Source organism: Leeuwenhoekiella sp. LLG6367-2.1 (assembly GCF_045055775.1).
Lineage (GTDB): Bacteria > Bacteroidota > Bacteroidia > Flavobacteriales > Flavobacteriaceae > Leeuwenhoekiella > Leeuwenhoekiella aequorea.
In genome coordinates this window covers 2,447,226-2,472,512 of sequence record NZ_CP159331.1, presented here as the reverse complement: position 1 = coordinate 2,472,512, position 25,287 = coordinate 2,447,226, and the positions used below count along the sequence as shown (strand labels likewise).

General features: G+C 35.7%; 22 protein-coding genes. 15 read left to right on the top strand and 7 right to left on the bottom strand.

Annotation, left to right across the window (positions count from 1 at the left end; genetic code table 11):
* Positions 1-5: 5 nt before the first annotated feature.
* Complete coding sequence (locus tag ABVM53_RS11140) at positions 6-1,358, bottom strand: Na(+)-translocating NADH-quinone reductase subunit A (RefSeq protein WP_405326061.1); 1,353 nt, start codon at positions 1,356-1,358, stop codon at positions 6-8.
* Between the two features lie 244 nt (positions 1,359-1,602).
* Between ABVM53_RS11140 and ABVM53_RS11135 the strand changes: the two genes are divergently transcribed.
* From ABVM53_RS11135 to ABVM53_RS11115, 5 genes are all read left to right on the top strand, one after another.
* The gene (locus tag ABVM53_RS11135) at positions 1,603-2,862 is read left to right on the top strand and encodes a DUF5103 domain-containing protein (protein WP_405326059.1); all 1,260 of its coding nucleotides are present in this window, start codon (positions 1,603-1,605) and stop codon (positions 2,860-2,862) included.
* 28 nt (positions 2,863-2,890) lie between these two features.
* Positions 2,891-4,120: a DUF3667 domain-containing protein gene (locus ABVM53_RS11130; RefSeq protein ID WP_405326057.1), complete on the top strand. Its 1,230-nt coding sequence runs from the start codon at positions 2,891-2,893 to the stop codon at positions 4,118-4,120.
* Between the two features lie 4 nt (positions 4,121-4,124).
* Positions 4,125-4,511, top strand: coding sequence for a Co2+/Mg2+ efflux protein ApaG (gene apaG, locus ABVM53_RS11125; protein WP_128758836.1), 387 nt, complete (start codon positions 4,125-4,127; stop codon positions 4,509-4,511).
* A gap of 129 nt (positions 4,512-4,640) precedes the next feature.
* Positions 4,641-6,269: an L-glutamate gamma-semialdehyde dehydrogenase gene (pruA, locus tag ABVM53_RS11120; RefSeq protein WP_405326055.1), complete on the top strand. Its 1,629-nt coding sequence runs from the start codon at positions 4,641-4,643 to the stop codon at positions 6,267-6,269.
* Positions 6,270-6,418: 149 nt separating this feature from the next.
* A complete protein-coding gene (locus ABVM53_RS11115; RefSeq protein ID WP_128758838.1) occupies positions 6,419-6,697 on the top strand; it encodes a hypothetical protein in 279 nt (92 codons plus the stop codon).
* Between the two features lie 36 nt (positions 6,698-6,733).
* Here ABVM53_RS11115 and rsmG read toward each other — a convergent pair whose 3' ends face one another.
* Positions 6,734-7,363 (bottom strand): 16S rRNA (guanine(527)-N(7))-methyltransferase RsmG, encoded by a 630-nt coding sequence (rsmG, locus tag ABVM53_RS11110; RefSeq protein ID WP_405326052.1) that lies wholly within the window; start codon positions 7,361-7,363, stop codon positions 6,734-6,736.
* Between the two features lie 139 nt (positions 7,364-7,502).
* On the opposite strand from rsmG, the gene ABVM53_RS11105 reads away from it, so the two are divergent.
* Positions 7,503-8,609: a fatty acid desaturase gene (locus ABVM53_RS11105; RefSeq protein WP_371455966.1), complete on the top strand. Its 1,107-nt coding sequence runs from the start codon at positions 7,503-7,505 to the stop codon at positions 8,607-8,609.
* 15 nt (positions 8,610-8,624) lie between these two features.
* Positions 8,625-9,821, top strand: coding sequence for a pyridoxal phosphate-dependent aminotransferase (locus ABVM53_RS11100; protein WP_405326049.1), 1,197 nt, complete (start codon positions 8,625-8,627; stop codon positions 9,819-9,821).
* A 73-nt stretch (positions 9,822-9,894) separates the two neighbouring features.
* Here the strand turns inward: ABVM53_RS11100 and ABVM53_RS11095 are convergent, their stop codons facing one another.
* The 4 genes from ABVM53_RS11095 to trkA form a co-directional block, all read right to left on the bottom strand.
* On the bottom strand, positions 9,895-10,422 hold the full coding sequence (locus ABVM53_RS11095) for a fasciclin domain-containing protein (RefSeq protein WP_405330863.1): 528 nt from the start codon (positions 10,420-10,422) through the stop codon (positions 9,895-9,897).
* 123 nt (positions 10,423-10,545) lie between these two features.
* Positions 10,546-11,523, bottom strand: coding sequence for a YpdA family putative bacillithiol disulfide reductase (locus ABVM53_RS11090; RefSeq protein ID WP_405326047.1), 978 nt, complete (start codon positions 11,521-11,523; stop codon positions 10,546-10,548).
* Positions 11,524-11,640: 117 nt separating this feature from the next.
* A complete protein-coding gene (locus ABVM53_RS11085) occupies positions 11,641-13,104 on the bottom strand; it encodes a TrkH family potassium uptake protein (RefSeq protein WP_371455963.1) in 1,464 nt (487 codons plus the stop codon).
* A 49-nt stretch (positions 13,105-13,153) separates the two neighbouring features.
* The gene (trkA, locus tag ABVM53_RS11080) at positions 13,154-14,503 is read right to left on the bottom strand and encodes a Trk system potassium transporter TrkA (RefSeq protein WP_128758844.1); all 1,350 of its coding nucleotides are present in this window, start codon (positions 14,501-14,503) and stop codon (positions 13,154-13,156) included.
* A gap of 126 nt (positions 14,504-14,629) precedes the next feature.
* On the opposite strand from trkA, the gene ubiE reads away from it, so the two are divergent.
* The 3 genes from ubiE to ABVM53_RS11065 are packed head-to-tail and all read left to right on the top strand — an operon-like array spanning position 14,630 to position 16,813.
* A complete protein-coding gene (ubiE, locus tag ABVM53_RS11075; protein ID WP_128758845.1) occupies positions 14,630-15,358 on the top strand; it encodes a bifunctional demethylmenaquinone methyltransferase/2-methoxy-6-polyprenyl-1,4-benzoquinol methylase UbiE in 729 nt (242 codons plus the stop codon).
* 4 nt (positions 15,359-15,362) lie between these two features.
* Positions 15,363-16,064 (top strand): porin family protein, encoded by a 702-nt coding sequence (locus tag ABVM53_RS11070; protein ID WP_405326044.1) that lies wholly within the window; start codon positions 15,363-15,365, stop codon positions 16,062-16,064.
* On the top strand, positions 16,064-16,813 hold the full coding sequence (locus ABVM53_RS11065; RefSeq protein WP_405326042.1) for a class I SAM-dependent methyltransferase: 750 nt from the start codon (positions 16,064-16,066) through the stop codon (positions 16,811-16,813). The genes ABVM53_RS11070 and ABVM53_RS11065 overlap by 1 nt, the downstream gene beginning before the upstream one ends.
* 2 nt (positions 16,814-16,815) lie before the next feature.
* Here the strand turns inward: ABVM53_RS11065 and ABVM53_RS11060 are convergent, their stop codons facing one another.
* A complete protein-coding gene (locus ABVM53_RS11060) occupies positions 16,816-17,532 on the bottom strand; it encodes a TrmH family RNA methyltransferase (protein WP_405326040.1) in 717 nt (238 codons plus the stop codon).
* Between the two features lie 41 nt (positions 17,533-17,573).
* On the opposite strand from ABVM53_RS11060, the gene ABVM53_RS11055 reads away from it, so the two are divergent.
* From ABVM53_RS11055 to ABVM53_RS11035, 5 genes are all read left to right on the top strand, one after another.
* The gene (locus tag ABVM53_RS11055) at positions 17,574-20,132 is read left to right on the top strand and encodes a BamA/TamA family outer membrane protein (protein WP_405326038.1); all 2,559 of its coding nucleotides are present in this window, start codon (positions 17,574-17,576) and stop codon (positions 20,130-20,132) included.
* Positions 20,133-20,198: 66 nt separating this feature from the next.
* On the top strand, positions 20,199-21,266 hold the full coding sequence (gene fbaA / locus ABVM53_RS11050; protein WP_128758850.1) for a class II fructose-bisphosphate aldolase: 1,068 nt from the start codon (positions 20,199-20,201) through the stop codon (positions 21,264-21,266).
* A gap of 198 nt (positions 21,267-21,464) precedes the next feature.
* The gene (gene accD / locus ABVM53_RS11045) at positions 21,465-22,322 is read left to right on the top strand and encodes an acetyl-CoA carboxylase, carboxyltransferase subunit beta (protein WP_128758851.1); all 858 of its coding nucleotides are present in this window, start codon (positions 21,465-21,467) and stop codon (positions 22,320-22,322) included.
* Positions 22,323-22,415: 93 nt separating this feature from the next.
* A complete protein-coding gene (rpsO, locus tag ABVM53_RS11040; protein WP_128758852.1) occupies positions 22,416-22,685 on the top strand; it encodes a 30S ribosomal protein S15 in 270 nt (89 codons plus the stop codon).
* Positions 22,686-22,884: 199 nt separating this feature from the next.
* On the top strand, positions 22,885-25,119 hold the full coding sequence (locus tag ABVM53_RS11035; protein ID WP_371455957.1) for a polyribonucleotide nucleotidyltransferase: 2,235 nt from the start codon (positions 22,885-22,887) through the stop codon (positions 25,117-25,119).
* Positions 25,120-25,287 lie beyond the last annotated feature (168 nt).

Below are 25,287 nucleotides of genomic sequence, written 5' to 3'. Positions count from 1 at the left end.
TGCTCTTATCCTATTTCTTCGTGCATTAAGTCAAGTCCTTTACGAATGATTGCTTGGTGTGGTTGTTTTGAAACACATACAAACTCGGTCAACGCAAAATCTTCTGGAGCAACCTCATACATACCCAAAGCTTCCATTGCATCAAGATCTTGAACCATACAAGCCTTAAGTAATTGAAGTGGATAAATATCTAGAGGAAAAACTTCCTCGTAGTTTCCGGTTACCACAAATGCTCTGTGCTCACCATTTGTATTTGTATCTAAATCGTACTTTTTATTTGGAAATAACCAAGAGAAGGTTAACGCTCTTGATGAAGAAATTTTATTAAAAACTGGTTTATTCCAGCCAAAAAATTCATAATCATTTCCTTCAGGAATGGCTACAAATTCATTATGATAATATCCTAAGTGACCTTCTGCAGAAACTTGATTTCCAGTAAGAACATTACCAGATATCACACGCACATTATCACCCTCGATTCCTGCTGAATAAGCAAATGTTGAAACCTCAGCTCCTATCTTAGTTCTATAATATTTTGGCGCTTTAACACGTGATCCAGAAACTGATATGATACGCTCAGAATTGAATTTACCTGTAACAAACAACTCCCCTATTATTGCTAAATTTTCTGGAGTAATTGTCCACACAGTTTCTCCTTTATTAATAGGAGACACTTTATTAATAAGTGTACCTACATTTCCACTAGGATGTGGACCGGCAACTGTATGCATTTCAACGTTACTCAACTTAGAGAAAACAGAATTTGCAACTTGCGCTACTCCTAAATGAATTCTACCCGAAGTTAATTTACTTAACGCAGTAATACCCGCCTGTAAAGCAGCTTCTTTACCCTGAAGAATAAAATTGTAGTCTGGCGCTAGAGGTGCACTATTATGACCCGAGATATAAATTGCAGATGGTTCTGTTTTAGTACTAGCAATAACATCATATGGACGTTGCTTAATAAATGGCCACAGACCAGATTCTAAAATACGCTCCTTAATAGTTGCTGCATCTGCAGTATTCACATCAAGCATAGGAAATTCTACCGTAGCATCTCTACCATCTGCTTCAATTACAATACTTACAATAACTCGTTTTGCACCGCGTTTAATCTCTCTAAGAATTCCACTTACGGGAGAAACAAATTTGATACTAGGGTCTTTCTTTGCGTAGAAAAGCGGTTCTCCTGCTTTAATAGTAGCTCCTTCTTTAAAAAGCATCTTAGGAGTTACAAGATGAAAATCTGAAGGCTTGATCACATAGGTTCTTGACCGGGGCGCATCTGAGATAATATGCTCAGCCTCACCCACTAACTTAATATCAAGACCCCTTTTGATCTTAATGTCTTTTGACATAGGAAGTATATGTTAAAGTTCTTGTTAAACTCAACCCATTATATGCTGGAATTGAGGAGTGCGAATTTACAAATTTTACATGCTCATAACACAAAGTACAGGTTAAAAATATTTATTATTAATGCGTATTTCTTAAACTTTACGTGACAAAGGCTTACAAGATGCATATTTACCCCTTATTGAGATTGTTTACAAATAAGCAATATAATTCGCTACATTTGACATATAATTTCACCTTGCACGTATGAAAACGTTTTCGTTACTAATTGCCTTATTTTCATTCTGTACAATTCATAGTCAAAAAGCTCAAGAAGTTCCTGCTCCGCCCTACATAAAATCTGTACAGTTTTATGGTAATACAGCTCAAAGTCAATTACCGCTAATTCAACTGGGCCAACCCTTAAATTTGAGTTTTGATGATATAATAGGTGATGAAGCTAATTACTATTATAGAATCACGCATCATAATTATGACTGGACGCCTTCAGTGCTGGTTAAGACCGAATATTTAAGAGGCATTGATGACGTGCGTATTTTCAATTACACAAATTCGGTAAGTACACTTCAACTATATACTCATTATGAGTTGCAAATTCCCAATAGCAATACCACCGCATTATTAAAGAGCGGCAATTACCTTTTGGAAATTTATAATGAAGAAGATGAGATTGTATTTTCAAGAAAATTTATGATCTACAACCCCCTAGTTTCAGTAGGCGTAGAAGTTTTAAGAACGAGAGATCTTGAATTTATAGAAAATAAACAAGCGATAGCCATCACAGTAGATCTTGGTGAGAACATTATTGTTAATCCCGATCGAACTATCAATACACTCATTCTTCAGAATAACAATTTAAATACGAGCATCTCTAATATAAAACCTCAATACAGTTTAGGAAATCAATTGCAATACCGCTACGATGAGGAAACGTCCTTTTACGCCGGCAATGAGTTTTTTGACTTTGATAACAAAGACATTAGGGCTGCGACAAATAGGATTCAATTTGTAGAACTCTTAGATCTCTACCATAATTATCTCTACGGAAATAGTACAAGAGCAGAAACTACTTATACATATAATCCAGATTTAAACGGAAACTTTGCCATACGCACATTACAAGGCGCAGACCCCAAAGTAAACGCCGAGTATGCTTGGATTCATTTTAGTCTTCAACATCCTAAACGCCCCGCAGGAGAATCCATTTATGTCTACGGAAATTTTAATAATTATACGCTTGAAGAATCTACAAAAATGATTTACAATGAAGAAACTCAATTGTACGAGTTGCCACTTCTACTAAAACAAGGTTATTATAATTATCGATATGTTGTAGCAAAAGATGGAATTAAGTTAAATCACAATCCAATAAGTGGAGATTTCTGGCAAACTGAAAATGAGTACACCGTACTTATTTATTATAGGGCGCCTGGTGCTCGTTTTGATGAATTAATAGGTACTGGCAACGCACTATCGACTTCAATTTCTAATGTGCGCCGCAACTAAATATAAAAATTCAGTTTATATTTAAAACTTGAAATTAAAACCATCCGTTTCTTCACAAAATAAGCTCCAGCACAGATCTAATATCTGCTTAAACTGTGAGCGAACACTTAAAATAACTCATAAATATTGTCCGTATTGCGGACAAATTAATTCGACTAAAAAACTTTCTTTAGGTAACTATTTTAATGAGTTTATTGTAAGTCTTATAAATTACGATTCGCGTATTTATTACACGCTTAAGGATATATTATTTAAACCGGGTAAAATCACACTGCGTTATGTAAATGGCAAGCGACTCACTTATGCCAATCCATTTCGGTTTTACTTAAGCATCAGTATAATTTACTTTTTATTGAGTGGATTTTTAGATTTTGTATTACCAAAGAAATCATCTACAGAACTGGAGGGTTTTCAGGAAGTATTTTCAGAATTTACCACAGAAGACTCAAAAATACCGCTAGATTCAATTAAATACTACCGAGAAAACTATAAAGAGATCAATAAAACCGACTCTATAAAAACACCCTTCTCTTATTTACCTGAAGAAAAAATTAATCAAAACACCTTCTATAGTAGAACAAAAAACAAACTAGCGCTCTTTAAAGATTTTGCCACGAGCACAGATATCAAAAATGCTCCACAAGCACTTGATAGTTTGGCGTACGATAAAAGTCGTATTAATCTATGGCTCTACGACCGCAGCACAACATACAATCGTATATTAGAAGAGCCGCTTCTATTTGCGTCGTATTTATCTAAAAAGATTCCGCTATTTCTATTCTTCTTCACTCCTATATTTGCATTATTTTTTATGCTCATATACTTTAAAAGGGAATCGTATAAAACAGCAAAATCTACCCTACTAAATACCGATAGCAAAACCCTTAGAAAAATTTTTCTCATCCCATATATCGGCCCCATCATTCTATCGATACTAGGTCTTATAAGAAAAATCTTTGTTATTCATAGAAAACGCACATATATAGAACATGTGATTTTTATATTTCACGTTTTTACCTTTCTATTTTTGGTTCTTTTATTAGCATTAATACCAGATAGCTTAATAGGTAATGCTGTTGTAGCAACCATTTTATTTATGATTGTTGCGCCAATATATTTTTACATAGCTCTTAAAAATTTCTATACTGAAGGACATATTAAGACACTTTTAAAATTTTTATTTTTAAATATTGTATTTTTAGTTCTCACATCATTTACAGGCATTTTATTTCTTATTATAACTGCCGCAACCTACTAAGACGATGGTAGAACAAATCACAAAAGGCATCCGAGTTTCTGTAGACACTCATTTTGAAGGTTCATTTATGAAAAATAATGAAACCTATTATGCATATGGTTATCAAATATCGATTACAAATAATAGCAGAGACACAGTACAACTCTTAAGCAGATCTTGGTTTATTTTTGATGCCCTTAACAATCCCGAACGGGTTGTAGGTGAAGGTGTCATTGGCAAGAAACCAGTTCTAAAAACCGGAGAAACTCATACGTATTCATCAGGGTGTTTATTAAAATCTCCTTTCGGTTCAATGCGAGGCTATTATATAATGATAAATTTTGCTACTTCAGAACAATTTAAAGTCGAGATACCCTCATTTAATCTCAATGCAATTCATACACTTAATTAATTGAGTTTACTCACTTAGAATTTATAGTCCTATTTTACTAAAATTAGCACGTAAAACGGCATAGGGCATCCCTCTAATATTTTGTATCTTTCAATCCTAAAAAATTGAATTCGAATAAAATATTTAAGCATGTCAAAAGGATTTTTTGAAGTACCAGTAGCCATAAATGAACCGGTAAAATCATACGCACCGGGATCTCCAGAACGCGAAGAAGTTCTTAATTCTTATAAAGAGTTATACAATAGCAAAATAAATGTTCCTATTTATATCAATGGAGAAAAAATAGAAACCGGTAATACAAAACCGATGTCTCCTCCACACGATCACCAGCATACATTAGGAGAATATCATCTTGCTGAAAAATCTCATATTGATTCTGCCATTTCCACTGCTTTAGAAGCTCGCAAAAAATGGTCTAAAATGCCTTGGGAGCATCGCGCTGCAATATTTTTAAAAGCTGCAGAGCTTATACAAGGTCCTTACAGATCAAAAATTAATGCTGCAACTATGCTTGCACAGTCAAAAAATATCTTTCAAGCCGAAATTGATGCTGCTTGCGAGCTCATAGACTTCTTGCGATTTAACGTTCAGTATATGAGTGAAATTTATGCAGAACAGCCAGAATCATCTTCTGCAGCCTGGAACCGTGTAGAGTATCGCCCGTTAGAAGGATTTGTTTATGCAATTACTCCATTTAATTTTACAGCAATTGCCGGTAATTTACCAGCTTCAGCTGCATTAATGGGTAATGTAGTAGTATGGAAACCTAGTGATAGCCAAGTTTACTCGGCTAAAGTTATAATGGATGTTTTTGAAGAAGCAGGAGTTCCCGCAGGTGTAATTAATATGGTAATGGGAGATCCTGTAATGATTACAGACACTGTTTTAGCTAGTCCAGATTTTGCAGGAATACATTTTACAGGTTCTACTCACGTTTTTAAAGATATTTGGGCAAAAATAGGTGCTAATATCCACAACTATAAAACGTATCCGCGTATCGTGGGTGAGACTGGAGGTAAAGATTTTATTGTTGCGCATCATACTGCAAACCCACAACAAGTTTCTACTGCAATTGCACGTGGAGCTTTTGAGTTTCAAGGACAAAAATGTAGTGCGGCAAGCCGTATTTATGTAGCTAAATCTATCTGGCCCGAGGTTAAAGATTCTCTTCTTGCAGACATCAAGTCTTTTAAAATGGGATCCCCAGAAGATATGAGCAACTTTATCACTGCAGTTATTCACGAAGCCTCTTTTGATAAACTCGCAAAATATATCGATCAAGCAAAATCTGATGAAAATGCAGAGATAATTGCTGGAGGTAACTACGACAAGTCAAAGGGCTACTTTGTAGAACCTACGGTTATCTTAACTACAGATCCTAAATACACCACTATGGAAACAGAACTTTTTGGACCTGTTGTTACCATTTATGTATATGAAGATGAAAAGTGGTCAGAAACTTTAAAATTGGTTGACGGTACGAGTGAGTACGCATTGACTGGTGCTGTACTAGCAACAGATCGCTATGCGATCACCGAAGCTACAGATGCACTTCAAAATGCAGCAGGTAATTTTTACATTAACGATAAATGTACGGGTGCAGTTGTAGGACAACAACCTTTTGGTGGTGCTCGAGCTTCTGGAACCAATGACAAAGCAGGAAGTGCACTTAACTTATTGCGATGGGCATCTCCTAGACTTATTAAGGAAACTTTTGTGACTCCAGTGGACTATAGATATCCATTTTTAGGAGAATAATACAGGTTTAATTACTTCTAAAAGCTGCTAGAATTTCTAGCAGCTTTTTTATTAAACATATTCTGAATGTTACCTAAATGTTAACTGAACATAAATTTAAGGTTAATTGAAAGCTATTTTTTATCTTTACCAATCAAAATATTAGGACTATGACGACAGAAGAAAACAAAATGTATGTTTTGAAGGTAAATTACTCGGTAATTGATGTTTCAAAAAAGAAGAGTAAACGTAAAATCACTCGAAAAAAAGAAAAGTTATATTTAGTTAAAGATCCTGAGACGATCGAAGAAAAATTAAGAGATCTAGAGTACACACTTTTAGAAATTCAATCTGATCAGAAAACAACTTTAATAGAAAAAGCTCAAGATCTTTTAAGAAGATTTGGTAGTCGTTGCAATACAACTTATTACAATATGCTACGTACCTAAATAAAAAAAAGCGACTTATTATAGTCGCTTTTTTTATTATCCTTTAAACTTAAGTGGTAGATGGACTACTTTTTTTGTGTCGAAGAAATCTTCTTCAAAATAATCCTTTAGATCATATACTTTAGCTGTCGTATATAGCTTTAATTCTTCAGAAAGGTCTCCTCCTTTTAAATATAAGATCCCGTTTTTCAGTTCGTGCTCACTTTTCTTGGCAATTTTACCCTTTACCCAATGAACAAATGTTTCCATTTGAGCTACTGCTCTACTTACAATAAAATCATATTGACCATCTACATTCTCAACACGATCATTTGTGATCTTCACATTTTTAAGACCTAAACCCTCACTTACCTCTTCTACAACCTTAATTTTCTTTCCTATACTATCTACTAGATGAAATTGTGTTTCAGGAAATAATATAGCTAATGGAATCCCAGGAAATCCACCACCGGTACCTACATCTAAAATCGAAGCACCCGGATTAAACTTTTGAATTTTAGCAATACCTAGAGAATGCAAGACATGTCTAAGGTAAATTTCATCAATATCTTTGCGAGAAACTACATTGATTTTCAGGTTCCAATCCTGATACAATTCATTTAATTTTTTAAACTGAAGGATCTGATTTTCATCAAGATCTGTAAAATATTTGTCTATTAGAATCATAATCAACTTTTATCGCAACAAAATTAGGTTTTACAGCGTTAAATTACGGTATTAATATGCCTTAAAAAGATATAAATCTTATTTTTGAGGTTGCGTTGTAAAGTGCTTTTTAAGCGCTTTTATATTAAGCAGAAAGTATATGACAAATCAAAAGACAATTAAGTTTTCACGCGTAGATTCAGCTAATTTTTTTAGAACCTTGAACAAACGCGTAAATAGCTATTTCAAAGAAAATAATGTAGAACGCACCGGTAACTGGAAGTTATTTATAAAAACTGCAGTTATGTTTTCAATATTTCTAGCGCCTTATTTTTTATTATTAACTCTGGATTTACCAGGTTGGTCTCAATTGCTACTTACTATCGTGATGGGTATAGGTATGGCTGGCGTGGGAATGAACGTGATGCATGACGGTAATCACGGTTCATTTTCTAAGAAAAAATGGGTTAATAAAATAATGGGAGGCAGTATTTATATACTGGCAGGTAATGTTTACAACTGGCAGGTTCAACATAATGTGTTGCACCACACGTATACAAATATACACGGTCACGATGAAGATCTCGAAGCGGGTAGAATACTTCGTTTCTCAAAACATTCACCGTGGTACAAACACCACCGTTTTCAGCATTATTATTCTATTCTGCTATATGGTTTGTTGACCTTTAACTGGGCCATAACCACAGATTTTCTTCAAATGAAGCGATATCTAAAACGTAAACTTTCTTACGGTGAGTTTCCGAATCCAAAAGTAGAATGGACAAAACTAGTTATTACAAAAATCATCTATGTTAGTATCTGGATAGTTCTACCACTATTAATTTTAGACATAGCTTGGTGGAAAGTGCTTATAGGATTTTTTGTAATGCATTATACTGCTGGTGTGATCTTAAGTATGGTTTTTCAACTTGCACACGTGATTGATGAGGCAGATATGCCGCTACCAGACCACTCAGGTACAATGAAAAATACGTGGGCTATTCACCAGTTATTTACGACGGTTAATTTTTCTACTAAAAATAGAATCGTAAACTGGTTTACGGGAGGCCTTAATCACCAGGTCGAACACCATATTTTCCCTCACATTAGTCATATTCATTACACTAACATCTCTAAAATAGTTAGAGAAACGGCTAAGGAATTTAACTTGCCTTATAACGAGTACAAAACCACACGTAAAGCAATAATTGCTCATTTCAAATATTTAAAAGAGATGGGTATGCAACCCGCTCTACAATCAGCCTAAATCATAAGTTATTTAATGGAAACAACTACCAATCAACTCTCTGATCGTATAAACAACCTGGCAACTTCTGCTACTCTTGCAATGGCGGCAAAAGCTCGTGAGCTTAAAGCTGAAGGCAAAGACATTATAGGTTTAAGCCTTGGTGAGCCAGACTTTAATACACCAGATTTTATTAAAGATGCTGCGATACAAGCCGTAAACGACAATTACAACAGCTATTCTCCAGTAGATGGCTATGTTGAATTAAAAGATGCTATTATCACAAAATTTAAACGTGATAACAATCTTATTTACGATCGTACACAAATAGTTGTTTCTACCGGAGCCAAACAATCTCTTTATAATATTGCACAGGTTTGCCTAAACCCTGGAGACGAAGTTATATTACCTTGTCCTTATTGGGTAAGTTATGCAGACATTATACAACTTGCGGAAGGTGTTCCTGTTGAAGTGCAAACTTCTTTGGATACCGATTTTAAAATGACTCCAGAGCAATTAGAGGCAGCTATAACTCCTAAGACAAAAATGCTTTGGTATAGCTCGCCGTGTAATCCAAGTGGATCTATTTATAGTGAAGCAGAATTACGCGCTCTTGCAGACGTGCTTCAAAAATATCCCGAAATTATAGTTGTAAGTGACGAGATCTATGAGCACATTAACTATGTAGGTGATCACGCAAGTATGGCGCAGTTTGAGGATATGTTTGATCGCACAGTTACAGTAAACGGTGTTGCAAAAGCATTTGCTATGACAGGCTGGAGAATAGGTTACATTGGAGCTCCTTCTTATATCGCAAGAGCTTGTAATAAAATACAAGGTCAGGTAACCAGTGGTGCAAACTGTATCGCTCAACGTGCTGTGATCACTGCATTAGAAGCTCCAGTTAGCAAAATTCAATTTATGGTTGATGAGTTTAAAGAACGTAGAAAATTGATTCTCGGTTTATTAAGCGATATTCCCGGTTTTGAATGTAATGAACCTGAAGGTGCGTTTTATGTTTTTCCAAATGTATCCTATTATTTAGGCAAGACTCTTAATGGTACTGAAATTAAAAATGCTTCAGACTTCGCGCTTTTCTTATTAGAGGAAGCTAACGTTGCTACGGTTACAGGAGAGGCTTTTGGTAATCCTAACTGCATACGTATATCTTATGCTGCAAGCAAAGAACAAATTATTGAGGCAATGTCTCGCATTAAAAAGGCAGTTTCATAATCTGAATCTCCAAAATACTTCATAAAAAAAGCGACCATTTCTGGTCGCTTTTTTATTTTATATATGGACGTTCTTACATCTTTGGAAGTAGAACCGTGTCAATTACGTGAATAACACCATTTGATTGATTAACATCAGCGATTGTTACAGTTGCAACATTCCCAGCTTGATCTTTAATTTTCACTTTTCCATCAGCAACCATACCCGTTAATAATTGACCATTAACTGTAGTCCATTCTGCAGTACCATTCCCAGCTTCAATATCTTTCATGATATCTTCAGCAGTATGCTTACCTGCAATTACGTGATAGGTTAATACGCCTTGAAGAGCAGTTTTATTTTCAGGCTTTAAAAGTGTTTCAACAGTACCTTCAGGTAACTTATTAAACGCATCATTAACTGGAGCTAATACCGTAAAAGGACCTTCACTCTGTAGGGTTTCTACTAATTCTGCAGCAGTAACTGCAGCAACTAACGTAGTGTGATCTTTAGAATTAACTGCATTTTCAACAATATTCTTTGTAGGATACATTTCTGCACCACCTACCATTTTAGTTTCTTGAGCAGTGGCTAAAGCTCCTACAGCCATAAAAGCAATCATAAAAACTTTTGTAATTGAGTTCATCTTTTTCATATGTGTAATTTTTTTAGTTACACTACACATACGACCGAGATGCACAAAGAGGTTTTTTCAAGAATAGACCTTTATGAAAACATTAACCATTTACGCTAACTGACTAAGTTCTTTTTTTAGGTGCGTTATAATCATATCAGCATGTACTCTGGTGTTCTCTATAAATAATTTACTGGTATTTAAACCGCTGTTGATAACCCCAGCAACATATACATTTTGAAGAGGCGTCTCCAGCGTTTCTGGATCGTGTATGGGTTTCTTTAAATTAGTTTCATCCACTGGAAGTCCTAATCGAGAAAACAGACTGTAATCTGGAGTATAACCTATCATCGCCAAAACAAAATCATTTTCGATCTCAATTTCTCCATCGGGAGTATTAAGGATAACACTTTGAGATTTAATTTCTTTAACTGAAGTTTCAAAATAGGCTTTAATAGAACCTTCCTTAATTCGGTTTTCTATATTTGGCTTTATCCAGTATTTGGTTTTTGGATAGATTTCATTACTGCGTATTGCCATCGTTACCTCAGCTCCCTTATAAAAAGTTTCTAAAGCTACATCACAAGCAGAATTAGCTGCACCTACAACGAGTACTTTTTGATTGACGTAGGGGTGCGGACTATCATAAAAGTGTCTAACCTTTGGCAGATCTTCTCCGGGGATATTCAATTTGCGCGGTGTATCATAAAATCCAGTTGATACAATTACAGATTTTGTAGAAAATTCACCTTTAGGAGTCTCTAAAATATACCCGTCATCAGATTTATTCATACTCATTACCGGTGTATAAAGCTGCACCTTTAGTTTCCAGCTGTCATATACTCTTCGATAATATTCTAAAGCTTCCTTACGTGTAGGTTTATCATTATGCGCAACAAAAGGCACATCCCCTATTTCTAATAAATTTGAGGTAGAGAAAAAAGTCATATTCTCTGGGAAATTGTATAACGAATTAACGAGAACTCCTTTTTCTAAAATAACATAATCAAGTCCGGCTTTTGTAGCTGCAATACCACAGGCTAAGCCTATAGGACCACCTCCTACTATAATAAGATCGTAATTTTTCACAGTTCTTTTTTTTTACTGAATTAAAGATTTTTTTAATTCAATCGTTCACTCACATAGGGTTCTCATGTTAGACAACATGCTCACTAAAACCTTACGCTCTTGTAAATTTAACTGTTACTAGCGATTACGCCAAAAGAAGGGTGTAAAGAGAATAAGAACCGTAAATAGCTCTAATCTACCTATCATCATTAAAAATGCACACCACCATTTACCAATTGCAGGAAGCGCATCATAATTATTCACCGGACTTAACATCCCAAAGGCTGGCCCAACGTTTCCTAATGAAGACGCAGAACCTCCTAAAGCTGTGGGGAAGTCTAATCCCATAGATGCTAATCCGCAAGCTCCTATTATCCAAGCCAAAAGATAAAGAATGAAGAATCCGAGGATATTAAATACAATCTCTTTAGAAACCGATTTTCCATTATGACGCACCGGTAAAATAGCGTTAGGGTGTAATGTTCGCTTAAATTCTAGAATACCATTACGTATAATCATCAAATGCCGCACAACCTTAATTCCTCCAGAGGTTGATCCCGCTGAACCGCCTAAGAACATCAGACCAAAGAAAATCATTGTTGCAAATGGCGCCCACATCGTAAAGTCTGCCGATACAAAACCGGTCGTAGTGATTACTGAAATTACCTGAAAAAGACCATGTCTTATAGCACTTTCATACTCTCCTAACACCATAGGATGATTTATGGAAGAAATAGAAACGTCTGCTTTTAATATGATTATAAATACTACTAATATGGTAAATCCTACAGTAAAGGCCGTATAAAGTTTGAACTCTTCATCTTTCCAAACATTGCGGAGTTTACCCTTAAATGCAAAATAACTCAAGACAAAGTTTGTCCCCGCGAGAAACATAAAGATGATAATAATATACTGCACTGCTGGATTATCATTCCAATATGCGACACTAGCATTCTTAGTACTAAATCCACCAGTAGACAGGGTGCTCATTGCGTGATTTATGGCATCTAAAAAAGACATGCCGGCAAGTTTGAGTAGTATAGTTTCGGCAACTGTATATCCAAAATATATTAGCCATAGTCGCTTTGCCGTATCTGTAATACGTGGATGCAGTTTATCTGCATTGGGACCGGGTGCTTCAGCTGCAAAAAGCTGCATTCCGCCAATACCTAATAAGGGTAAAATGGCAATTGCTAAAACAATTATCCCCATCCCTCCTATCCAATGTGTAGTACTTCGCCAAAATAGAATTCCATTTGGGATAGCTTCAATATCATTTAGTATCGAAGCTCCGGTAGTGGTATAACCACTCATCGTTTCAAAAAAGGCATTAGTAAATGAAGGAATACTCCCCGTTAGTAAATAAGGCAAGCATCCACTCAAGGACATAAATATCCATCCAAACGTAACAACTATATATCCTTCCCGCTTTTGAATTACTTTTTTATGATCTCGCGTAAAGAACATAAACATTAATCCGGTAAATAGCGTGATTAATCCAGAAGATATAATTCCTAAAGCTATAGATATATCATCATAGAAATAACCAATTATGGCTGAGATAAGCATAAAACCACCATTAAATAGCAGTAATACACCCATTAGGTGAAATATGATCTTGTAATTAAGTCTTGGTCTGTTTGGCATCTTATTAGATAAACATACGTTCTACTTTATTAATAGAGCGTAATAAGCAACATACTACAATACGGTCTCCCACTTTAATCTTATGATCTCCTAAAGCTATTATACCGCGACCCTCACGTACAATTCCACCTATAGTTGCTGAGCGTGGAAAATCTAAATCACGTATGCGCTTGCCTATAACTTGAGAATTGGGTTTTGCTATAAATTCCAGAAGCTCTGCATTCATATTGTTGAGCTTCGTCATTGCGACTACATCTCCTTTGCGTATATATCTAAATATATTATTTGCTGCGAGAAGTTTTTTATTTATTAATGTATCAATACCTATGCTATGAGAAAGCTGAAAATAATCCATATTCTCAACTAAGGCTATTGTCTTTTTAACACTCTTTGACTTAGCGACTAAGCAAGACATTATATTGGTTTCACTATTTCCGGTGACTGCTATAAAAGCATCCATATCATAGATATTCTCCTCTTCTAACAGTTCTACATTGCGACCATCACCTTGTATAACAAGAGTTTTAGGTAACTTTTCAGCAAGATCAAAGGCTTTATCACTGTCCTTCTCTACTAACTTGACGTGAAAATTGTGAGTACAAAGGTCGCGTGCTGTCTTGTAACCAATTTTACTTCCGCCCAAAATCATCACATTTTTGATGCGTTGTTTTGCTTTACCGGTAAGCTTATATAACTCATCTACTCCCCCTTTAACAGTCATAAAATACACCTGATCTCCTTCTTTAAAGATCGTATCTCCACGAGGGATGAGTGTGTATTGTGTACCTTCCCGCTGAATAGCGATAGGCATAAAATGCAATTCTGGAAATATAAGTGCTGCCTCCTTAACACTCTTACCTACAAATGAAGCTGTACGGCTTAAAGAGGTACCTACCATTGTTAAAGCTCCGTTTTCAAACTCATAGCTATCGTTAAAAGCAGACTGATTTAATAACAGTTCGATTTCTGAAGCAGCTAAGCTCTCGGGAGATATGAGTTCGTCTATCCCAAATTTCTTGAAACCGGCGACCTCTTGATTTTCGATAAATTCAGTATTCGATATTCTTGCAATAGTACGCTTAGCTCCCATCTGTTTTGCGAGTACACAAACTGTAATGTTTGTCGTTTCACTTGCGGTCACCGCAATAATAAGATCTGTATTTTCGATACGCGCTTCTTTTAAGGTGGCAATAGAAGTCGTGTCTCCACGAATTGTGCGTATGTCAAGATGAGTATCTGCATAGGCGATACTGTCCTTATCTATATCAATGAGGGTGATATCTTGTGATTCAAAAGAAAGAAGTTTAGCTAAATGAAAACCAACTTCTCCTGCACCGGCAATAACAATCTTCATACTTTAATTTAAGGTAAAACCTTGCAAAGGTACACGTTTTAATAGAGATATATTTAAAATAACTGCCAACTAAAAGAGAACAGGTGCATCTCATAACAAATACTATATTTGCCAATAAAAAAAGTTATGAGCGGTAACATTAATCCATATAAGAACTCTGACCAGTCAAAACGTGTTCAAGTTGAAAAAATGTTTGACACTATTTCTAATGAATATGATGGCTTAAACCGCGTAATATCATTTGGGATAGATATTAAATGGCGTAAAAAAGTAGTCGCGATGATCGCAGCTACAAATCCGCAAAATGTTCTTGATGTAGCTACAGGCACAGGGGATCTAGCCATAAATCTTGCTGAAACTGGTGCCAATAAAATAATAGGATTAGACATCTCTGCCGGAATGCTTTCGGTAGGAAAGAAAAAAATAAAAGAAAAAAATCTTGATCAAACCATCGAAATGGTTCAGGCAGATTCTGAAAATCTTCCGTTTGAGGATAATCACTTTGATGCAATTACAGTAGCATTTGGTATTCGCAATTTTGAAACATTAGAAAAAGGATTAGCCGAAATTTTAAGAGTTCTTAAACCGGGCGGCCTTTTTGTTATTCTAGAAACTTCTGTTCCTACTAAAACTCCATTTAAACAAGGATATACCTTTTATTCAAATCAAATTTTACCTCTTATAGGTCGTTTGTTTTCAAAAGATAAAGATGCCTATGCATATCTTAGTGAGAGTGCATCTGTTTTTCCGTATGGTGAGAAGCTCAACAATATTTTGCGCAAAATAGGGTTTACTACAGTTGAAGATCATCCTCAGACATTTGGGGTTGCAACTATCTATACAGCATCAAAGTAGTACTATGCACAAAATTATAGCTTATCTAGTTTTCTTTATTTGGTTTATACCGAATCTACAAGCTCAGTTTTTGAGTAGAGAGCGCATTCTCAATGATGAAAACTTTGATAAGAAACCCTGGAGTTTTGGATATTACTTCGGGATAAACCGCTATGATTTTAACTTTGATTATAAAGAACAACGACCAGATATTTTTGTAGAACAGAGCTATGGTTTTAATGTAGGCTTGCTTGTTAATAAACGTATTAATGAATATCTAGACCTGCGCTTAGAGCCGGGATTAGTATACAACGGTCGTAATCTCTATTATCAAGATATTGCTGGTGAAGAAAATGACCGATTACGAGAGCTCAACTCTACTTACATACATATTCCGCTACTCATAAAATTTTCAACCAAGAGACTTAACAATTTCAAACCATTTGTGGTAGGCGGTTTGTCATACTCCTATAATTTATCGAGTAACGAGAACAATCCCGATGATAATAGTGCAGGCCAATTTAGAATGAAAGACAACACCTTCTATTACGAAGTAGGTTTTGGAATCGATTTATATCTACCCTATTTTAAATTTTCACCTAGCATTCGTGGAGTATTTGCTTTAACTGACGAACTTGTACCCGATGAAAATCCGAATAGCGTATATACTTCAAATATTGAAGTAATGCAGTCACGAGGAATATTTTTAAATTTTACCTTTCAATAATGTGGGAAGCTAATTTATACAGACAAAAGCACGGTTTTGTGTTTGATTACGGGAAAGACCTTATAAGTATGCTTAATCCCAAAGCCGGAGAGCGTATTCTTGATTTTGGCTGCGGTACCGGCGAACTCACAGCAGAGATTGCACAGAGCGGCGCAGAACTTGTAGGTATTGATGCTTCCTCAGAAATGATTAAAGCTGCTCAAGAGCAATTTGAAGGCATCAATTTTATTGAAGCGCGTGGAGAAAGCTTTATAGACAGCAAACAATATGACGCCATATTTAGTAATGCAACTTTACACTGGATATTAAATCCAGAAGCTGCAATTTCTGCCATGTATAGTAACCTCAAGCCTGCCGGAAGGTTACTGCTTGAAATGGGCGGTAAAGGTAATGTGGCTACTATAATTGAAACTTTGCAGGATGTTCTGGAAGAGCACGGTTATGTACAACAGTCAAAAACCGTAAACTGGTATTTCCCTAAACTTGGCACTTATTCCTACTTCTTAGAAAAAAACGGCTTTAAAGTTACCTTCGCTCATTTATACGACAGGCCTACAAAACTTAATGATCCTAATACAGGAATTATAGACTGGCTGACTATGTTTGCCGGTAAATATTTTACAGGCATACCAGCTGAAGACGTGTCATCGATACATAAAATCGTACAAGATCGCGTAAAAGAGCGATTATATAAGGATGGGCATTTTTATGCAGATTATAAACGTTTACGCATCTGCGCAATCAAATAACCTTAACCTCTTTTAAATTCACTAACTAAAATTGCTCCTGCAATTGCCACATTTAAACTCTCTGTATTTGCATTCCCAAATTGAGGGATGCTTATACGATGTGTAACTTTCTCAGCTATAGTATCTGATATTCCGTTTGCTTCATTACCTAAAATTAATAAAGCATCGTCTGGTAATTGTGACTCGTACACAGATACTCCATCCATAAATGCACCATATACCGGCAGATTTTGTTGACTTATGTAATTATCTAAATCTGTATACGTAATATTCACTCGGGTAATAGAACCCATTGTTGCCTGTATAACTTTTGGGTTAAAACAATCTACGGAATGATTTGAGCAAATAAGATGCTCAATATTAAACCAGTCGCATAAACGTATTAATGTCCCAAGATTTCCGGGATCACGCAGATCATCGACCAGCAGTTGCAAACCTGGTTTCTTTGTTTCTTTAAAAACGGGAATTGCAAAAAGCGCCAGGGCTTTCTGAGGTGTTTTTAGAAAACTTATTTTTTTTAATTCAGTTTCTGAAACTACAGTAGTATCGGTAACATCAGTAAAAAAACCTTCAACCGTAAATAGACTATGTAATTTAAAATCTGATTTTAAAAATTCTTGAATACCTTTAATTCCTTCCACTACAAACAACCCGTGCTGTTGTCTGTACTTTTTTTGACTAAGGCTCGTTATTAATTTTATTTGGCTTTTGCTAACCACGCTTAATGTGTATTTTTGAAGTTATTTTGAGAAAAGCTCACTTGCAACAACTATCAGCAAAAATAGGATTAATTATCCTACTCCTAGTCACCATTGCTTCGTGCAATGCAGTAAAACGAGTAGAAGATGGTCAATTACTACTCACTAAAAACACCATTCGTGTAAACGGGGAAGTTAACGACGCGTATAATATTAACAATATACCGTATCAACAACCTAACTCGAGACTACCGCTCCTAAATTCTCCTTTACGTCTCTATATCTATAACTGGGCAAGACCTAATATAGATTCTATTATGCAAGCTCGCTTTATAGAGAATGAAAGCGCTCGTAAATTCTGGACAGGCGTTCTCTCTCGAAAACAATTAGATAAGTATATAGAGTTTCGCGAAAATTTCAATCAAACACTTAAAAACACTGGCGAACCTCCTGCGATAATTTCAGAAAACCTGTCAAAGAGATCTGCTGCACGCCTTAAAGAATACTATAACAGTAAAGGATGGTTTAATGCGGAAACCGATTATACAATCATAAAAGACAGCCTCGATAAACGCGGTAATGTAATTTATGATGTTAAAACAGGAAATCCTTACATAATAGATTCAGTTTCAACATTTATCGCTTCTTCAGCAGTAGATTCAATTTATAATAAATACAAGAGAGATTCTTTTATAAAAGAAGGATCACAATATGAATTGCTCGACATTAATTCTGAAACTACACGGCTCACCGAGCTTATGCGTAACAATGGTTTATTCTATTTTGACCGGGAGTATATAAGTTTTATAGGTGACTCGGTAAATACCGGGAATAAAGTAAATCTTGAATTGTATATTAAAAATAGAGAAATACGTGCTCGAGATTCGGTATATGAAGTACCTCTAAATGTTCACAAAATAAGTCGTGTAAATGTTACCACAGATTATGGCTATTCTATACGTAATAACACACTTAAAGACAGCGCATCTTTAAACGATTATCATTTATATGCCTATGATAAGATTCGCTACAAGCCAAAATACTTAACAGACGCTTTATTTATTAAACCCGGAGATACTTATAGCGATGATTCCCGCAACAAATCCCTTATAAGGCTAAGTCAGTTAAGCACCTTTAGATATCCTGATTTGCGTTTCACTGAAGATCCCGAAGATCCTAAAGGAACAGACCTAATTGCAAATTTTTATCTCATCCCCCTACCTAAGTTTAATCTTCGAGTCGACTTTGACGTATCTACATCTAATATTCAAAAATTTGGTATTGCCGGTGGAGGATCATTGCAAATACGTAATGTTTTAGGAGGAATGGAAACATTGCAAATTTCTGGTCGCGGTAGTATAGGCGCTTCTAAATCACCTACAGAAAATAGCACAGGCTTTTTTGATATTACTGAGATAGGAACAGATTTAAGTCTTACAATTCCCCGTATATTTTTTCCGCTGAGAACTAAAGGTTTTATCACTCCAGAAATGTCGCCTTCCACCAGCTTCACAACCGGTATAGGTGTGCAACAAAATATCGGACTTGATAAACAGAATATCACCGGTGGTGTAAATTATAAATGGTCACCATCTAATAATCTTAATTATCGGTTTGACCTTTTTGACATACAATACGTTCGTAATTTAAATGTTGACAATTATTTTAAAGTATATGAAAATTCATATAACGAACTCGATGAGATTGCCCAAATCTACCTCGATGAAAATAGTTCGTTTAATGATCCGGAAACAAATCAATTAGCAATTCCTGATGGCGCATTAGGTTTTATAAGTGCTGTACAAACAAATGCTATAGCGGTTACAGAAAGTGAATTTGCAGATGTATTTAATATTGAAGAACGCCGCCAGCGTTTAACAGAAGACAATTTAATTTTAGCATCCAGTTTTACTTACTATAAAAATACCCGGGATAATCTATTTGATGATGAGTTTACAAGTTTCCGCACAAAACTGGAGATAGCAGGTAACACGCTGAGTGCCTTAGGCAATATTATAGGATTAGATAAAAATGATGATGATGCATACAGAGTTCTAGGCGTACGTTTTTCTCAATATGTAAAAACTGAAATCGATTTTATAAAACACTGGGATTTTGGGAATGATAACATTTTAGCTTTTAGAGCTTTTGGTGGTATTGCAATCCCCTACGGCAATTCTAAGAGCATCCCTTTTATACGCAGTTTCTTTGGCGGTGGATCTAATGATAATAGAGCATGGCAGGCATACAGACTAGGACCCGGAAGCACAGATAGTCCTAATGATTTTAATGAGGCAAATATGAAACTCTCCTTTAATGTAGAACAACGATTTACCTTATTAGGCGATTTAAAAGGAGCTATTTTTACCGATGTAGGTAACATCTGGAATGTTCTAGATAATGTTACAGAGCCTCAGGCGACATTTACTGGACTAAGCAGTTTAAAAGATATTGCGGTAGGAACCGGTTTTGGGTTTAGATATGATTTTAACTTCTTTGTGTTGCGATTTGACATCGGTTTAAAAACCTATGACCCTGCATTACCAGAGGGAGAACGCTGGTTTAAAAATACAAACCTATCAAATGCTGTTTATAACGTAGGTATTAACTATCCTTTCTAGGAAATATAAAGACTAAACCCCAAATATTTATTAATTTTACGTTTCAAACTAAGTAAACAATAACTTATGAGTCATAGTATCAAACCGGGAGTTGCAACCGGAAGAGAAGTTCAAGCGATTTTTAAACACGCCAAAGAAAATGGGTATGCATTACCTGCAGTAAATGTTATAGGATCTAGTACTATCAACGGGGTATTAGAAACTGCTGCTAAATTGAATGCACCTGTTATATTACAATTTTCTAATGGTGGTGCTCAGTTTAACGCAGGTAAAGGTTTTCCTAATGATGATCAAAAAGCTGCAGTAGGTGGTGCAGTTGCCGGAGCTAAGCACGTACATGAACTCGCTAAGCGTTACGGCGCTACAGTTATTTTACATACAGACCACTGTGCTAAGAAACTTTTACCTTGGATAGATGGTCTTCTTGATGCTTCAGAAGAGTATTATAAAATCCACGGGCATTCTTTGTTTAGTTCACATATGATTGACCTTAGTGAAGAATCTCTAGAAGAAAACATAGAGATCTGTAAGACCTATTTAGAGCGTATGAGCAAAATGGATATGACTCTAGAAATTGAATTAGGTATTACAGGTGGTGAAGAAGATGGTGTTGACAATACAGATGTTGATGATTCTAAACTTTACACACAACCAGAAGAAGTTGCTTATGCATATGAAGAGCTAAGTAAAGTAAGTGATCAATTTACGATTGCTGCTGCTTTCGGAAACGTTCACGGTGTTTATAAGCCTGGAAACGTAAAACTAACTCCGAAAATTCTTAAAAATTCACAGGAATTCGTTTCAGAAAAATACAATCTTGGACCTAATTCTATAGATTTTGTTTTCCACGGTGGTAGTGGTTCTACTGTTGAAGAAATACGCGAAGGAATAAGTTACGGTGTAATCAAAATGAACATCGATACAGATTTACAATGGGCATTTACTGAAGGTGTACGTAAATATTTTGATGCTAATAAAGATTTCTTACAGTCGCAAATAGGAAATCCTACCGGTGAGGATAGTCCTAATAAAAAATATTACGATCCACGTGTTTGGTTCCGTAAAGGAGAAGAATCATTTAATGCGCGTTTAGAAAAAGCATTTGAAGATCTCAATAACGTAAACACACTTTAGTGTTTATTCTTTCAGAAAAATAATACATAAAACCTCGAAAGTTTTACTTTTCGAGGTTTTTCACCCTTAATAGTTATCTTTTAAAAAACTGACACTTTATTTGAGATTATTAGAAAGAGTCTTCTCAAATTAAATTTATTTTCAAGAAAAGATTGATCTAAATCTGAAAATAGAAGTCAAATTAAAAAGCACAAATTTATGGCTTGGTTCAAACGAAAGGAAAAAGGTATACAAACTGCTACCGAAAATAAAAAAGATGTTCCTAAAGGTCTTTGGTATAAATCACCTACCGGTAAAATAATTGACGCAGAAGAGCTTGCAAAAAACTTCTATGTTAGTCCCGAAGATGATTATCACGTACGTATAGGTAGTGAAGAGTACTTTTCTATTCTTTTTGATGACGCAAAATACAAGGAGCTAGATAAGAATCTAACTTCAAAAGATCCATTAAACTTTGAAGATACCAAGAAATATGTAGATCGTCTTAAAGATGCCGAAGCAAAAACCGGACTCAAAGATGCGGTACGTACAGCAGTAGGTAAAAGTTTTGGAAAAGATCTTGTTGTAGCTGCAATGGATTTCAAATTTATAGGCGGTTCTATGGGATCTGTTGTAGGAGAAAAAATAGCACGTGCTGCAGATTATTCTCTTAAGAACAATGTTCCTTTAGTAATTATCTCTAAGTCTGGTGGCGCACGTATGATGGAAGCTGCTCTTTCATTGATGCAGCTTGCCAAAACATCTGCTAAACTTGCGCAGCTTGCAGATGCTAAAATCCCTTACATATCATTATGTACAGATCCAACCACAGGTGGTACTACAGCCTCTTTTGCTATGCTTGGAGATATTAATATTTCTGAGCCAGGTGCACTCATAGGTTTTGCAGGACCACGGGTAGTACGCGATACTACAGGCCAAGAATTACCTGCAGATTTCCAAACTGCAGAATTTCTTAAAGAACATGGGTTCTTAGATTTTATAACGCATCGTAAAGAACTGAAAACCAATATTAATTTATATATAGATTTAATTCTTAATCAGGCAATTCGTAATTAAATTAATAGTTCAACATTAATAATTAATTGTATCTTTGCCGGCTCAATGGGATAGACTCATTGAATACATAAAAACTATTTAAATAATATTGGCATGTATCTTACTCAAGAAAAGAAAGATGAAATTTTTGGTAAATACGGTAAAGACAAAAACGATACTGGTTCTGCAGAAGGACAGATCGCTTTATTTACACACCGTATCAACCACTTAACCGGTCACTTAAAACAAAACCGTAAAGATTTTAACACAGAGCGTTCTCTAGTTAAATTAGTAGGTAAGCGTAGATCATTACTTGACTATTTAATAAAGAAGGATATTACAAGATATCGTGCTATTGTTAAAGAATTAGGTTTAAGAAAATAATTCTTATTTTTAAAGGGGCAATTTTTGCCCCTTTTATTTTAGTAATTACCCAAAGTCCCGCAAGGGCAAAGAAAGCTACCTAGAGGTTTTTCACAGGTCACACACTACACACAACACAACAACAGACCTAGTCCTTGACTTAACTACTCAAGGCAATTGATTTAATCGCACGCATCGACGTGCCACTGAAAAACATTTTATGATTCCAAAAACTTTCAAAGAGGTCATAGACCTTGGTGACGGTAGAGAGATCTCTATCGAGACCGGTAAACTTGCAAAACAGGCACATGGCTCTGTAGTTGTACAGTCCGGTAAATGTATGATGCTTTGTACTGTAGTTTCTAATTACAAGCAAAGTGATGTTGATTTTCTTCCTTTAACGGTCGATTATCGTGAAAAATTTGCGGCAGCTGGCCGTTATCCTGGTGGTTTCTTTAAAAGAGAAGCACGCCCAAGTGATGGTGAAGTTTTAACTATGCGTCTTGTTGACCGTGTACTTCGCCCTCTTTTCCCAAAAGATTACCACGCAGAAACTCAGGTTATGATACAGTTAATGTCTCATGACGATGATGTTATGCCTGATGCAATGGCAGGACTTGCTGCATCTGCAGCTATTCAACTTTCAGACTTCCCGTTTGAATGTGCTATTTCAGAAGTACGTGTGGCACGTGTTGATGGTAAATTTATCATAAACCCTTCTAGAACACAATTAGCAGAATCTGATATCGATATGGTAATTGGTGCATCTGCAGATTCTGTAATGATGGTTGAAGGTGAAATGAATGAGATTTCTGAAGAAGAAATGACTGAGGCTATCAAAGCTGCTCACGAAGCTATTAAAGTACAGTGCGCTGCTCAGATTCGTTTAGCTGAAGCTTTTGGTAAAAAGAAAACTCGCGAATATGAACCAGAGCGTGAAGATGCAGATCTTGCAAAGAAAATTCACGAGATGGCTTATGACAAAGTATATGCAATAGCTCAAGCAGGTTCTGCTAAACATGAGCGTAGTGCATCCTTTGACGCGATTAAAGAAGAAATTAAAGCTACTTTTTCTGAAGAAGAGTTAGCAGATTTCGGAAGCCTTATTTCTAAGTATTACTATAAAGCTGAAAAAGCTGCTGTACGTGATTTAACCTTGAATGAAGGTTTACGTTTAGATGGTCGTAAGACAACAGAGATACGTCCTATCTGGTGTGAAACAGATTATTTACCTTCTGTACATGGTTCTTCAATCTTTACTCGTGGGGAAACTCAAGCATTAGCAACAGTAACTCTTGGTACTTCTCGTGAGGCAAATCAAATTGATATGCCATCATACGAAGGTGAAGAGACCTTTTATTTACATTATAACTTCCCTCCTTTCTCTACTGGTGAAGCACGTCCTATACGTGGTACTTCTCGTCGTGAAGTAGGTCATGGGAATCTTGCGCAGCGCGCTTTAAAAGGTATGATCCCTGCAGATTGCCCATATACTGTACGTGTAGTTTCTGAAGTATTAGAGTCTAACGGCTCTTCATCTATGGCAACTGTTTGTGCGGGTACAATGGCTCTGATGGATGCTGGTGTTCAACTTAAAAAGCCGGTTTCTGGTATTGCTATGGGATTAATTTCTGATGGTGATTCTGGTAAATATGCTGTGCTTTCTGATATTTTGGGTGATGAAGATCACTTAGGAGATATGGACTTTAAAGTTACCGGTACTGCAGATGGTATTACTGCTTGTCAAATGGACATTAAAGTAAAAGGTCTTTCTTATGAAATACTTGTTAATGCTTTAAAACAAGCACGTGATGGTCGTTTACATATATTAGATAAACTTACCGAAACTATTAGCGCTCCTCGTGAAGACGTTAAAGAATACGCTCCTAAAATGGTATCTGTACGTATTGCAAATGCATTTATAGGTGCTCTTATAGGTCCAGGTGGAAAAGTAATCCAAGAACTTCAGAAAGCAACAGGAACAACTATTGTAATTAATGAAGATCCTGTAACTGAAGAAGGTGTAGTAGAAATTTTAGGTACTGGTCAAGAAGGTATTAATGCAGTTCTTGCAAAAATTGATTCTATTACATTTAAACCTGTTGTAGGAAATAGCTACAAGGTTAAGGTTATTAAGATGCTTGATTTTGGTGCTGTTGTAGAATACCTTGATGCTCCTGGCAATGAGGTTCTATTACACGTGTCTGAGTTAGCTTGGGAACGTACTGAAAACGTAAGTGATGTTGTTAATATGGGTGATGAATTTGAAGTAAAATACTTCGGTATTGATTCACGTACCCGTAAAGAGAAAGTATCTCGCAAGGCATTACTTGAAAAACCAGAAGGTTATAAAGAACGTGCTCCTCGTGAAAATAATGATCGTGGTAGTAGAGATAAAGACAATCGCGGTAGAGATAATCGCAATCGCGATTCTAGAGATCGTAAAAGAGACTAATCTTTAGTTCATATGATTTTAAAAAGGAGCCCTCGGGCTCCTTTTTTTGCTCTAATTCGATTTAAATTCTTCTTAAAAATTTTAATTGAAATATTACCTAAAAAAATATTTAATATTTAAAAATACTATCCTACTAACCGCCAAACCTGCCATATATACAGACTTTGT